The organism is Enterococcus sp. JNUCC 77 (assembly GCF_054819945.1).
On sequence record NZ_JBTHIG010000004.1, the window covers coordinates 22,252 to 35,315 of the forward strand.

A 13,064-nucleotide genomic window follows, 5' to 3' on the forward strand; every position below is an offset into this window, starting at 1 on the left:
TTAAAACCTATAAATCTTTCAAATACGCTGCTATATTATCTGAATCAGGATATATAAATTTCTTATTAATTCCAATCATCTCTAATTGAGAACGTATCTTTTCTTTATTTGCAAAATCAACTTCAATTTTTATGTCAGGTACTAATGATTCGAAATAACTTGGTCCCCCAAATTCAGATGTTAAAGCTTTTTGATAGATGAAGAGACCTTGCTGATTAATCATTCTGTCAAATTGAATTGTGGGCTGACAATAAAAGTAAGGAAAGGGTGGGAATTCTATTTCGTCGAAAATTGATAAATCATCTTGCACAAAGCTGATAAATACGCAAATGGCTATGTACTTATCAAAAAGAGAATTTTGCTCTGTCATATATTTTAAAAAAAACTCTTTTGAAAAAGTAAATACCGTATCCAGTTCCTCGATTCCATAATCATAAAAAAAATCTTTATATTTTAATGGTTCAATAGATGTTGTTTTTTGGATCCTATTGAAAGCATTTGATTTTTTTAAGGAGTCAATAAAACTTTGAAAAATTCCTTTTTGATCTCTATGTAGGTCCTTGTCTTTATTTTTATAAACCTCCAATATTCTAGGTAAATATCTATCAAAAATAGCATGATGTGTATTAACTCGAAAATCAGATTCTAATATTCCATAAAAATGAAAAATCAAATCAGTTTGAGTGTCTCTAACATCCTGAAGCAAATTATAGTATTGACTTGTTGTTTTTGAATTATTTAAAAAAGAATAAAATCTCATCGTATTTTTTTTTAAAAATAAATATATATATCCATTTCTGTTGTCATTTGTACTAATATCACAAGCAAAAAAAAGTGCAACTAATGGGTTTTCTGTAAAGTCAATCAATTCTGTTGGTAAGCCATGATGTTGTGCATAATAAATAAAATTATTCTGCTCTGAGTAATTTAATGTATTTCCAACTAGTCTGTAATAATCTTCTCTCAAATTGAGTAAATCTTGAAAACTTTTATTTTTAGATTCCATCCATCTATATCCACCGGACATATTTGGTCTATCATACAGTTTATTTTCTCCTCTAAAAATATAGTCATTACTATTTATCTGTTCAAATATTTCCAATAAATCTTGTACATTTTTAATTTTATAATTATCCACTATATTTTTCTCCTTTAATAATTATTAGTCTCTTCTTATCTGGTATTTTTTTATGTAGCGTTTAAATGTGCTTATAGGAATACGAGTATGTTTTTCTATTTCTTTTAAAGTATAGTTCTTTGATTTATATAAATCAAAACCGTATTGTAATAATGGATCATCTTCAGAGTAATTTTGTTTTCTACCTTTGTATAGTCCTTTTGCTTTAGCAATCTCTATACCTTGTTGTTGTCGCTCGCGAATGCGTGCTCGTTCTGACTCAGCTTGATACTTATATAATTCAAGAATTAGGTTGTTAATGAGACGTCGAAGATTTTCGTCTTCAATGTCATGGAAGGTAAGTTCAAAACCTCTAGTGTTGCGCCTTTTTGCTGAATTTCATTCATGACGTCAGTTAGGTCTTTATTATTTCTACCTAATCGATCTAACTCAGTTACAACTACAATATCACCTTCTCGAATATAATTTAACATTTCTTTTAATTGCGGACGATCTGTAGATTGTCCGCTTAATTTGTCTGAAAAAATTTTTGAGACATTTTTTAGTGCTTCAATTTGTCTATCTAGATTTTGATCTTTACTACTGACTCTGGCATATCCAATTTTTGTCATAAAATCCCTCAAATTCATTATTCTAATGGCAGACTCTAATGAGCCTTCTATATGATTGGACTATAGCACAAATAAATAAGCTCACAAGGGTGTACCTAAATGAGCTTTCCGATATACCAATTATTAATGCTACATGTGGTATGGTAAGATTAACTTTTATCTTAAATAGCATTCCAGTATTGTTGAACTTTTATCAAGTTTCCGCTGTCGTTGTTCTAAATCTGCTTGTTTGTCTGTACGATTAGTTTCATAGACATTTATCCATTTTTTGATGAGCCCTTGACTCAAGTTAAATTCTTTGGTGACGCTTGCTTTTGTTCGGCCTTCTTTAACCACTAAGTTAACACAATGTTGTTTAAATGATGCTTCATATTTCATTGGAATACTCACCTCGACTAAATTTTAGGTAGTTTTCTATTCCTGTGTCAACTTTTAGTATACTGGCTCAAATCAAGTAGTACATTACCTATTTAAAATCAATAAAAACTGACTTTCTCTTTATATGTTGAAAGTCAGTTTTTTTATAAATATAGTTAATCTTTTGAATACGATCGTACATAATTATTGATTAAATGACCAGGTGATGGTGTGTCCATTTACATCTGTTGTCCAATTACTGAACGAAATAACACCATTTTCTACAGAGTATGGAATAGTTTCATTATCAATAGTAATAGTATTATTAGTTAATGTATAAGATGTATCGTAATCAGGTCGATACGTTCCTGCTAGTTCAATGTGTACAGTGGAGTCGTCTACAAAAGTAATTAATTTAGTTCCATCATGTACTAAGTTTTGAGGAGCATTGTTTTCATTCATGGCTTGGTTGACATCTTGGCCATCATATAATAAAGGTCCAAGTATAAACCTTTTACCAATTAGTTGTTCATAGGCCAATGTTATATTATCTGGTTCAATTTTATAATACGCAGTATCTGGAATTCCACCATCTTCTTTTGGTGCAAACAAAAGTGCTCCTCCATTATTACCCATAATAATTCTATCAGATGTATTGTCTGTCCCATCCTTTACTCCCGATGGACTAGATCCTTTTGTTGCAATCATGATACTCATACCATTTGGCAATGGTCTAGGATTGAACGATAAGTAGACTAGATTCTGTTGATCAACAGGATTAACCAATGAAAATTGGGTAACACCTCCTAGACCGCTTCCAGACATAGTGACATATCCATTATTAAAAATTAATTGATATCCGTGAGAATTTTCCCACGTTCCATTTAATGAAGAATAATTTTTAGATAAAATTGCTGCTCTATCTATCTCTGTAGTGTTATCAGAAGGTGGTAAATCATATGTTGATTCCAATACTTTCAAATCCCATTCCCCTTTATAGAGTGTAAACTCTCCATTAAAATTAGACCCTAAATTTTTTAATATTGGAAATGAGTATTTTAAGTCTGCATATGCACCTATATTTGATTTTACTTGTATTTGAGAGGCATTAACAGTTGCTGAAGATGTACATTTAGCTCCTGTACCTACTGATAATTTTAGTCCTTCGATTTGGGTTAACACTGCCAATGATACGGATCCTTCTAACCCTGACTTAACAGTAACTTCTCCTTTGACATCAACATTCATGTCCGTATTTTTACTGTAGTCTTGCTTAATATTACCTTTATCGTAACCTACGTCCATTGTAATAGTGCTAGTAACTCCCATTTGAACACTCACTTTTCCTTCAACTGAAATCACAAGGTCAATAGGAACATTGGCAGTTATCCCAGGAATACCAGTAGGAATATAAATTGTCCCTATATTTTTTTTTATAGTTTCTTTTTTTCCTGTTAATGAAATATCTCCTTCAAAACTCATAGAAAGTTCGGGTTGTGCTTTAATTACTGCATTGTTGATATTAAAAGGATCAATATTAACTTCAGCACTCATTTTTCCATTAATATTTAATGAACCATCAACATTGATGCCGTTTGAATCAAATTGTATAGCTGCGGAAACACCTGTGGATGCAGTTGCGCGCCTTTGATTTGTATCGTTCACAGCTACATCTGTGGCCGGGACAAAATTGGCCTGAGTAACTGGCGAATCTGTTACTTCTCCTTGAATAGAAGTGACTACGGATCCCAACTCTGCTTGCTGTACTTTTGCAATGGTTCTTCCGTTTATCTTTTCTACAGAAGTAACTTGAAGACCCAGCCCACCTTCAAAACCATCTTGTGCTTCTAGATATAAAATATCACCCGCATTGATTTCTATGTTTTCAAAAAAAGTAATACTAGAATAGTCACTTGATATGTCGTAATTAGTTCTATTTGTATCTATTGCAATGGTTGATGGTTGTATTTGCATAGACCCATTTGAGTTTGAAATTTTTTTCCCATTTACTATTTTTCCATATTTATTTTTTGTTTCAAATTTATTTAAATCTTTAGGTGTGACTGTAACTTCAAAATTTTCCCCATTTAATGTATATGTATCTCCTAAAATTAAATGAGTAAAAAAGTATCCTTCATCATCTGTTGTAACAGTTGTTACCTGATTATCACTGTTCTTTATTTTGATGTCAGTGTTTTTTAAGATATTATTGTTCTTATCATAAACAAAGCCAGTAAAAGCAATCTTCTTATCTATATCAGAAGGATCTACTCCATACCAAGAAATTCCTTCATCTTTCCAACCATAATTTATAAGATTTTTTTGTTCTCCAGAATCTACAGTATAGTTGTGACTACCTGCATTTGCATTTGGATTGTATGCTCTGTATAACGGTATCGATTTTTTTATATCAGAATACCAGCCAACGCCTTCATATTTCCAGCCATTGTTTTCTAAATATGTTTTCTCTTTACTGTCCTTTGTATAATGATGATCACCAGCATTCCCATTATATAAACGGTAAACAGATTCGCCAGAAATTGGGGCGTACCAACCAACGCCTTCGTACTTCCAGCCTGCTTTTTGGATATTGTCTCTCTCGTTTTCATTAGCAGTATAGAAATGTTCCCCACTACTCGGATTATACAAGCGATACATTTCATTCGTTGCAGCTTCAGCATGTGAACTCAATATTAGCAGAGAAAACAACCCTGTTAAGAACATAAGCACCCTAACGATATTTTTCATTTTTAATCTCTCCTCCTACCTTAATAATAAAAATCTTCTAAAAATTAACATTTAATATGGATCTAGTAATATTAGTCTATACTAATTTAGTATGCACGGGTACCTTTTTTCATTTTTGTTCTTCTTTAGATGTTAATTGTTATTTTTTTTATTGCCTAATTCAACAAGCATGTTGTCTGTAATTGCCCTTGGAACATAACCTTGCTTACCGAAGAGTATTTGCTCCAGCTGCGGTCGATACTTTCTAATTAGTTTAACATTTTCTACGTCCAAATCTTCCGCTTCACTTCTTTTTTGTTTCCCCCACCGGTAACATTTCTCAGTAAGTCTCCGTTGCTCTTTGCGTAGTACCTTTAGTGCAATTGTTAATTCGCTGGTATTCATAACCTCCAGTTCTTCTAAATCAGTATACTGATAGAAAGAAGGGTCTTTGGTTACCTTTAATTCTCTTGTTTTAATTTTACTCATTTTTTTCCTCCTGATTACTTATTTAACCTTTTTATATGCCTTTCGCTCTTTTCTAAAATCGTCTATCCATATTCGAGCTAGTTCTGTTAGTCTTTCTTGATAAATATAGTAGTCTGTAAAATAATAATCACCAATAACTGAATAATGACCGTTTTTAGTTAATGCTAAAAAATTGGGTCTTTGAATACTACCATCTGCCGATTGTTCCATATCCACTTCCCACAAAATAGGATCATTTTTACTACTTTTATATAATGCTATTGTGACTAACTTAGGAATAAATTCTTTTTCAGGGCGATACGATACTATCTGTAGGAGGAAATCTAATAATTCTTTATCTGTCAGATGTGTATTTCCTACAAAGCGAAGGACTTTTGACTTCATATGCTTTTTTTCCTGCCGTATCATTATCAAAACAGACATTTAGTGTCTGACAATTCTTTTTCAAGTCCATTTTTTCTATACCATACTTTAGGAAGTTAAATACTTTCTGCAAAGCTACACCATTAATGGAAATTAACCAAAAATTCTCTTGTTCTTCCAGGTCATTTTTGAAAAGAGTGTAGTAACTTAATAGATCAATTTCACTTTCAAAAAAACACAAATTTTTAGGTAATCCCTCCAGGTAATTAAATCTCCATAAGCTATCTTTTTCTGTAGTAGGTGCGACGTACTTAAAATAATCTTTTTTTGTATGATATTTGTCTTTTTCTTCCTGCGTTAACTTAACTGTTCCTTGTTTACTGAAGCCGACAATTTGAGAGCCACAGTACCATTTAAAAATGATCTCTTTTCCTTCATTTTGAGTAATCAATCCTAAATGAAAAAATTTTCTAATGACACTATTTGCTATTTTTCTACTGGCTACTAAGTAACGCTGCGCTTCCAATGGAACAAAAGTTTCTTTGACCTGGTAATTAAAATATTTAGGATAAGCTTTCTTTGCTACCTTTTTCAATTCTTTACCTTCTATATCGTGAGCAACTTTATTTAAACTCTCTTGCAATGTTAATCCATACATGATTTGTAGGTATTGAACTACGCCACCACTAGCATTTTTTTCTTCAGATCGGCTATTCCAAACAAAGTAATTTTTTCTCACATTAATTTTCAAGCTATCGTGGTCTTTATGTTGATAGTAATTGTGCCCAACGTTTATTAAAGGCTCTCCTATGGAGAGTAAGTAGTCTGCCACAGGAATATTATAAAAATCAATTTTTTCCATTCTCAACACCTCAAAATCTTTCTAAAACATCTTAAAGATACAATCATTTGACTATCTTAAACTTTGCAGAAATAGCTTTGTTTTATCATCTATTACACATCTTTATTTCTATCCTTCTTAAAATATAAAAGGTGTTCCTAGTGTTAGAACAGTCCAAAAATAAAGTAAGGATACTAGAATCAATCCAATAATCAACAAGTATTTATTTATCTTTATTATAAGGCTAATCGCAAACCATGAGAACAACGTAATACTTAATAAACATATTCTGGTTAAGTAAGGTAGTTGATGGATTTTTTCTTTCATGTTTTGATGGATTGTTCCTTGTCTTTTTATCTCCATTTTTTTTGGCTCCTTCTGTTTTTTGTACTGTACACTGATCAGAGGATAGGCTGAGGAGTATTCCTCAACCTTGATTCCCTTCTGCTCTGAATATCTTTACTATTCAAATAAATAGTCAATTACCTGGAGTATCGAACAATATTCACCGCCGTATTTGATATAAATTCTTGTTTCATAAACCGGCTGCCAATTGCCAGTTACTGTGGCCGTCATAATTAAATCAAACTCCTTTTTTGTCATGTGTACTATGGGTCTATGGAAAGCTAGCAATTCTTCTTTAACCATTTGATACTTTGTAACTGTCATAGTCTTAGTCATTTTATTTCTCCTTTTCATAAATTAATTTCACTAGAACCAATAGCCAGTTGCTTCATGTTTGTTCGCTCCTTTGTTTTGATTTTATATTGAAGGCAAAGGGGACTAGTCCCCTTTGCTGACCTTTAAAGTGACGTTGATTGACATACTGCCATAGCCAAAATGTTCTACTCGACACCGCACGTTTTTTGTATCAATCCCCTTTGATTTCAAATAGCGTTTAACCTCTTTAGCATTTGTTTCCATAATAAAATTCTCCTTCTTAAATAAATTTTTTTGAAAACCCATTTCGTTTGTAAGATTCTGAAGGCGGAAAAGATTTTGATTTTTAATTTCAATTTTTCAAAGTTCAGAATACTTACAACTGAAAATATGTTGTATGGGTCATTTCGTATAATCCATACGTTTTCAAGTAAAAATGAAGTGAAGGAAAATCGGGTTGAAATTTGGGTCTTGACCTTGAACTGGCTTTTGACTTTATCTTTTGATTTAAGGTTTTGTTAAACCACTACATAAAATGTTTCTGACGTAGCGGCGGTGGCGGTTGGAGCGAAGGAAGAAACTCGTCTATTTTATATACAAAAAACCAGTTAAAAGCCTTAATCAATAAGGTTCTAACTGGTTTTATATGGTATAATATTCATGACAGTAAAGTTTAATGACGGTGGTTTATCCAATCGAAAGTGAGGTGGTGCATATGAATGTAACCACTCATTCTAAAGAAAGGAGAAACCTTTTGCCTGTTGAGTCAGCGCTAGGGCTAATGCTTAGTTTCGGTTCTTTAATCGCAACTATCATCTTTGGCATTCTAGCAATTACCAACGATAAAGACAAAAAATAGCCGTCAGCTTTAGCGGGTAGACGACTAATTTTTGTTTATTAGAAAAAACTGCCACCGTCTTTAACGGTGCTGTCCAAAGGGACGTTGTTGAAGCAACGTCTCTTTTCTATTTCATTATAGCATATTTTAAAGAATTTTGTCGTAAGTAAGTCACTTCATAAGGAGTAATTTTATGATAAAGAAAAATAAAGGCTTTTTAGGTGCTGCAGTTCCTATTCTTGTTGCCCTGTTTGCATGGGGGAGCAATTATCTTGATACGAACCAAGAACAAACAAATCAATCAAATACAGCAACTACTGAGATCAGAAATTCAACAGTGAACCAAGACGCTGTTAATTTAGACTATGACGGCACGAACAAAGTCGTCATTATCAATAATAATCAACCGAATTTCAATCAGGAAGATTTGTCCCTGGCTAATGGCTCGTGGCAAACATTTTCAGACTTAGACAATTTGAATCGTATTGGTGTTGCAAATGCCTTGTTAGGTCAGGATTTAATGCCGACAGAAGAAAGAGGCGATATTTCGTCCGTCTATCCGACAGGTTGGAAGCAAAAAAAGCTATCTAATGGTAAATGGTTATACAACCGCAGCCATTTAATTGGCTATCAACTGACAGGAGAAAATGACAATTGGAAGAATCTTTTTACAGGGACAGAACAAATGAACCAAGAAACCATGGTACAATATGAGAATCAAGTAGCAGACTATTTGAGACAGACGAAAAATCATGTACGGTACCGTGTGACGCCTTATTTCAAAAACAATGAGTTACTTTGCCGTGGAGTGCAAATGGAAGCGCAAAGCGTGGAAGATAGCACGATCAATTATAATGTGTTTATCTATAATGTGGAAGATGGTTATACGTTGGACTATGCTACTGGAAATATTAAAAAATGAGTGTGTATGTGTGAAGAAAAAAATCAAATTAATGAATACTAGACATATTTTGTTCAGTAGATTAATAATAATTTTTATTTTAATGACTTGGTTCTCCTATTGGGCATTTAAAATTAAATTTAATCAAGCTCCAGACGAATATATGAGATATTTAATTCCTACATACATTTTTAATTATGGAAAACTTCCCACTGGATACAGTAAAGAAGCTATGTATGTTTTAGGAAATTGGTCATACGCCTTTTACCCTCAATTTTTAGGGGCTATTGTTAGTTCAATATTTATGAAGATATTCGCAATTTTTACTCACTCATATCAGTTAATTTTATTTGCTGCAAGACTAACAAGTGTTTTCTTTTCTGGTATAGCTTTGTATTTCACTGGTAAAAGTGTTTCAGTAATTACTAAAAATAATATTAGTGGTCTATTTGCTATGATTCTTATGGGACTAATACCTCAATATACCTACCTTTCTTCGTATGTAAACAATGATATTATTGCGATCTCAGGAGTAGCTATTATTTCATATTGCATGTTAGATAGTGCTTTTAATTCTTGGGAATTTAAACATAGTGTTTTATTATCTTTTGGATTTATGATTTGTGCTTTGGGATACCTCAATTCATATGGTTTCATTTTGATGGGTGGCATTTACTTTTTATTTATTCAGTTATACCAAATAAAAACGGGAGCGACCGACTGGAAATTTTTTACTAAACAAACAGTATTTATCTTTTTATTTGAATTAATCCTTGTAATACCTTTCTTTGCTAGAAATTATTATTTATATAAAGATTTTTTTGGAACAAAAATCTTTAATCAGTCATTTAATAATTGGAAATTAAGAAATCCTAATTGGCGAATAACTCATCCGAGTTTAGCTATGCGAAAACCTTTTAATGGGACACTAATAGAACTTTTTAAAAATAAGGAGTTTTTAACATACACAAATCAATCATTTATTGGTGTGTTTTCGTATATGAATATTTTTATGAGTGAAAAATACTACTATATTTATAATAGTATTTTAGGCTTCGGATCATTATTGGGTAGCATTCGTGTATTAGATTCACTTAGAGTAAAAGTAAAAAACAGATTAACCAAGACTGTAGCTTTTATTAGTTTGTTGGCAGCTAGCATAATCACTATTTCTTTGTTTATTGTGTATGTGATGAAAACTGATTATCAACCTCAAGGAAGATATATATACTCATTAATACCTATATTAATATTACTTGTAGTATGTGGAATTGATTTTGTATTGAATATATTGAAAGCTAAATTCTCTTTTTTCTCAAAGGCAACTTATACTTTTCTAACGATATTCTTGATTTATATGAACTTAATAGTTTTTATGAACTATATCACTCAAACATTTGTACCTTCAAACGTCACAGAAAATGAAATAGAATTATATTTTGACAATAAATAAGATAAGCATTTTCAATTTAAAATTTATTATCAAGAGTGTTACTTATGGGTATACCCATAGGTGACACTTTTTGTTGTGACGTGACGCTTTATATACTCACTTTAATTGAATTTTTTATCTGTAACCTTTAAGTGCTACTTTAATTAACTGAGTCACTTTGAAGTTGCATCTTGTAAATGATTCAAATTTAGGTAGATTGAAATAAATTTTTCTGATAATATTATATCTTTGAAAGGAGATTATTATGAAAAGAATATCAGAACAAGGAAAAGTATCATTTTCTCAAGCTTTCAGTGATTTTTTTAAAGGATATGCTGATTTTAGAGGACGATCTACACGTAGGGGTTATTGGTTTGCAATGTTAGGTGTTTTGGTTGTTTATATTATTCTAACGATTATTACCGTTGTTTCTTCTAGTAATAGAGAATATTATGAATCACCTATCAATGGTTTTATGTTATTTCTAATTGTCGCATTTACTTTAGCAATCATCATTCCTTCTATGGCATTATCAGTAAGAAGACTAAGAGATACCGGCTTGAAAAGTAAAACAATTTTGGTTTTATACATTGTATATTATGCGCTTAGTTATACTTGGTACATGAACTTATACTCAACTGTATTAAATTCTGCATCTAGTATGGCTTCAGCCTATGGTGGTTACTCAGATGTGGCTACACCTTTAACAAGTTTGAACTTTTCTGGATCACCAATGATCACATTTTTCACTATGCTATTATCTATATTTATAACTGCTAGTGCTTTCTTACCTACAGATATTTTTGCTACAAGCAGTAAAAATTCTATATTGACTTCAATCTTTACAGAAAAATAATTATAAAGCCAAGGCAGGTTCCTTTATGGGTTCCTGTTTTTTTTTTCATTTTAAGGAGCACTTCTATAATTATTAGAAAAATGTAGATACACGATATTTTTCTAATAATAATTTTTGCACTTTTTATTGTAATAAAATTCCAGATAATCTAAAATATTCATAGGTAAATGACCACAAAAATATTGGGAGTTTGTGATTATTTACTAAGTTATAAAAAAATAGAGAAAACAGGAGAATAAAATTGAAAAAAATAGGCGTAATATTTTTAGGGATTGTGACATTATTAAGTTTAACAGCGTGCTCTAATAAGGAAACAAGTCTGTCAAGTTCTAGTACTTCAACAATCATTTCGGAAAAAAATAGTAAAAGTAGTGACGTTACTACGAGTTCTACTACTGCCTTTACAGAAAGTAGTTCGTCAGACTACCTTAGTTTGATGATTGAAGCAGCACAATCACAGTTACCAAGTTTGAAGGCACAAGCTGGTGATTCCGTTGCAGATATCACAATAGAAGAAGGTCCTGATAGCACTGTAATATATAACTACACTTTTGCTCAAGCACCTGGAGTGGCTATTGATTCTGAAGCAATGAAACCTACTTTAGTTAAGGCGATGAAGCCTACCTTAGACAGTTTAAAAGGATTTGTGCCTGATGCTAAAATAGAAGTTAATTATTTAAATCCTGATGGATCACGAGTTGCTTCTTTTACCATTACACAAGAAGATACTGCACAGGTATCTGAATAAAAAATAAAATTTATTCCTTAAGAGGAAAGAAACTTATAGGTTTCTTTCCTCTTTATCTATAGTCTATGTCCATTATAGGTATACTTATAATGGACTTTTGAATTTATTAATATTGCACTCATAGTGAGTGTCCGTTTTACATATCAATTAGACTATTTTCCTTAAAAATTAATTTTTTAATATTACATGGTATTTGAAACAAACATTTGATAATATATTGTTCGTAACAGTAAAAAAAGATAGGAGAGTAAAATGAGTAAATTAAAGAAATTTGTTTTATTTGGAATTGTTGGAATCGCTGGGGCTTTGACGTTTCAATCAGTAAATGCTGACGCTTCAACTCTTTTAAGAGTGTATAATCCTAATTCAGGTGAACACCACTATACATTAAGTTTTGATGAGCGCAATAGCTTGGTTCAAGTTGGTTGGAAAAATGAAGGTAAGGCGTGGATAGTTCCAGATCAAGGAACACCCGTTTACAGACTATACAACCCAAATGCAGGTGATCATCATTATACCTTAGATGACAACGAGAAAACTTTTTTGGAAAACTCAGGTTGGAAATATGAAGGGGTCTCTTGGCAGTCTGGAGGTTCTACACCGGTTTATAGATTGTATAATCCTAATGCTAAAACGGGATCTCATCATTATACTTTAAGTTCAAATGAACGAGATAATTTAGTACAAGCTGGATGGAAATCAGAAGGAACTGGGTTCTATTCTACTTTCGAAGGAACTATGGGTTTCCCTGCTCCAAATGACTCGGTAATGGAACCTGGTGGTTGGTAAATCAAAAATCTGATTTCAAGAAATTTTTCATTATCTTTTTTTAATAAAAGTTTTGAGGTGTTAAACTGTCAGACAGGAGATATTTTGTAGAATACAAGCCATATGAATAATTGTTTAACGTCTTAAGTAACATAGTTAATACAATTATCTGTGGTGTTGAAATATGCCAAGGTTATTCTTGATATTAATAGAAATATGTACTAAAGGGTCAGGAACTTAAAAGTTTTTGACTCTTTTAATTTACGCTAAATTTATTAGTCTTAAGCAGTGTCTAAAATTTATGTTCATTAAATAGAGATTTTATATGCATAACT

At 31.7% G+C, this 13,064-nt stretch carries 14 protein-coding genes and 1 pseudogene; 6 read left to right on the forward strand and 9 right to left on the reverse strand.

The annotated features are described in order from the left end of the window. Positions 1 to 7: 7 nt before the first annotated feature. From ACVWNY_RS18660 to ACVWNY_RS18700, 9 genes and pseudogenes are all read right to left on the reverse strand, one after another. Positions 8 to 1,138 (reverse strand): FRG domain-containing protein, encoded by a 1,131-nt coding sequence (locus tag ACVWNY_RS18660; protein WP_454072530.1) that lies wholly within the window; start codon positions 1,136 to 1,138, stop codon positions 8 to 10. Positions 1,139 to 1,162: 24 nt separating this feature from the next. Continuing rightward, positions 1,163 to 1,749: pseudogene (locus ACVWNY_RS18665) on the reverse strand (recombinase family protein). Between the two features lie 156 nt (positions 1,750 to 1,905). After that, positions 1,906 to 2,127 (reverse strand): transposase, encoded by a 222-nt coding sequence (locus ACVWNY_RS18670; protein WP_454072531.1) that lies wholly within the window; start codon positions 2,125 to 2,127, stop codon positions 1,906 to 1,908. Positions 2,128 to 2,310: 183 nt separating this feature from the next. After that, positions 2,311 to 4,854, reverse strand: a complete 2,544-nt coding sequence (locus ACVWNY_RS18675; protein ID WP_454072532.1) for a DUF6287 domain-containing protein — start codon at positions 4,852 to 4,854, stop codon at positions 2,311 to 2,313. A 132-nt stretch (positions 4,855 to 4,986) separates the two neighbouring features. Continuing rightward, positions 4,987 to 5,322, reverse strand: coding sequence for a hypothetical protein (locus ACVWNY_RS18680; RefSeq protein WP_454072533.1), 336 nt, complete (start codon positions 5,320 to 5,322; stop codon positions 4,987 to 4,989). Positions 5,323 to 5,340: 18 nt separating this feature from the next. After that, on the reverse strand, positions 5,341 to 5,706 hold the full coding sequence (locus tag ACVWNY_RS18685; RefSeq protein ID WP_454072534.1) for a hypothetical protein: 366 nt from the start codon (positions 5,704 to 5,706) through the stop codon (positions 5,341 to 5,343). Then, positions 5,657 to 6,547 (reverse strand): toprim domain-containing protein, encoded by an 891-nt coding sequence (locus tag ACVWNY_RS18690; RefSeq protein ID WP_454072535.1) that lies wholly within the window; start codon positions 6,545 to 6,547, stop codon positions 5,657 to 5,659. Before ACVWNY_RS18690 ends, ACVWNY_RS18685 begins: the two co-directional genes overlap by 50 nt. Positions 6,548 to 6,988: 441 nt before the next feature. Beyond that, on the reverse strand, positions 6,989 to 7,207 hold the full coding sequence (locus ACVWNY_RS18695; protein WP_454072536.1) for a hypothetical protein: 219 nt from the start codon (positions 7,205 to 7,207) through the stop codon (positions 6,989 to 6,991). Positions 7,208 to 7,309: 102 nt separating this feature from the next. Continuing rightward, positions 7,310 to 7,450, reverse strand: coding sequence for a hypothetical protein (locus ACVWNY_RS18700; protein WP_454072537.1), 141 nt, complete (start codon positions 7,448 to 7,450; stop codon positions 7,310 to 7,312). A gap of 490 nt (positions 7,451 to 7,940) precedes the next feature. On the opposite strand from ACVWNY_RS18700, the gene ACVWNY_RS18705 reads away from it, so the two are divergent. The 6 genes from ACVWNY_RS18705 (at position 7,941) to ACVWNY_RS18730 (ending at position 12,750) form a co-directional block, all read left to right on the forward strand. Then, positions 7,941 to 8,045: a putative holin-like toxin gene (locus tag ACVWNY_RS18705; RefSeq protein ID WP_438721263.1), complete on the forward strand. Its 105-nt coding sequence runs from the start codon at positions 7,941 to 7,943 to the stop codon at positions 8,043 to 8,045. A 172-nt stretch (positions 8,046 to 8,217) separates the two neighbouring features. Then, positions 8,218 to 8,946, forward strand: coding sequence for a DNA/RNA non-specific endonuclease (locus tag ACVWNY_RS18710; protein ID WP_454072538.1), 729 nt, complete (start codon positions 8,218 to 8,220; stop codon positions 8,944 to 8,946). A 10-nt stretch (positions 8,947 to 8,956) separates the two neighbouring features. Further along, positions 8,957 to 10,378, forward strand: a complete 1,422-nt coding sequence (locus ACVWNY_RS18715) for a hypothetical protein (protein ID WP_454072539.1) — start codon at positions 8,957 to 8,959, stop codon at positions 10,376 to 10,378. 244 nt (positions 10,379 to 10,622) lie between these two features. Then, entirely contained in the window at positions 10,623 to 11,213 is a 591-nt protein-coding gene (locus tag ACVWNY_RS18720) for a DUF805 domain-containing protein (protein ID WP_454072540.1), read from the forward strand. Positions 11,214 to 11,454: 241 nt separating this feature from the next. Then, positions 11,455 to 11,961 (forward strand): hypothetical protein, encoded by a 507-nt coding sequence (locus ACVWNY_RS18725; protein ID WP_454072541.1) that lies wholly within the window; start codon positions 11,455 to 11,457, stop codon positions 11,959 to 11,961. A 252-nt stretch (positions 11,962 to 12,213) separates the two neighbouring features. Then, positions 12,214 to 12,750: a hypothetical protein gene (locus ACVWNY_RS18730; RefSeq protein WP_454072542.1), complete on the forward strand. Its 537-nt coding sequence runs from the start codon at positions 12,214 to 12,216 to the stop codon at positions 12,748 to 12,750. The last annotated feature ends 314 nt before the right edge of the window (positions 12,751 to 13,064 follow it).

Bases quoted from the DNA above. Each gene is read 5' to 3' on its own strand.
- ACVWNY_RS18710 (WP_454072538.1), top strand. From the start codon at position 8,218: ATGATAAAGAAAAATAAAGGCTTTTTAGGTGCTGCAGTTCCTATTCTT.
- ACVWNY_RS18695 (WP_454072536.1), bottom strand. From the start codon at position 7,207: ATGACTAAGACTATGACAGTTACAAAGTATCAAATGGTTAAAGAAGAA.
- ACVWNY_RS18680 (WP_454072533.1), bottom strand. From the start codon at position 5,322: ATGAGTAAAATTAAAACAAGAGAATTAAAGGTAACCAAAGACCCTTCT.
- ACVWNY_RS18690 (WP_454072535.1), bottom strand. From the start codon at position 6,547: ATGGAAAAAATTGATTTTTATAATATTCCTGTGGCAGACTACTTACTC.
- ACVWNY_RS18670 (WP_454072531.1), bottom strand. From the start codon at position 2,127: ATGAAATATGAAGCATCATTTAAACAACATTGTGTTAACTTAGTGGTT.
- ACVWNY_RS18685 (WP_454072534.1), bottom strand. From the start codon at position 5,706: ATGAAGTCAAAAGTCCTTCGCTTTGTAGGAAATACACATCTGACAGAT.
- ACVWNY_RS18675 (WP_454072532.1), bottom strand. From the start codon at position 4,854: ATGAAAAATATCGTTAGGGTGCTTATGTTCTTAACAGGGTTGTTTTCT.
- ACVWNY_RS18720 (WP_454072540.1), top strand. From the start codon at position 10,623: ATGAAAAGAATATCAGAACAAGGAAAAGTATCATTTTCTCAAGCTTTC.
- ACVWNY_RS18730 (WP_454072542.1), top strand. From the start codon at position 12,214: ATGAGTAAATTAAAGAAATTTGTTTTATTTGGAATTGTTGGAATCGCT.
- ACVWNY_RS18700 (WP_454072537.1), bottom strand. From the start codon at position 7,450: ATGGAAACAAATGCTAAAGAGGTTAAACGCTATTTGAAATCAAAGGGG.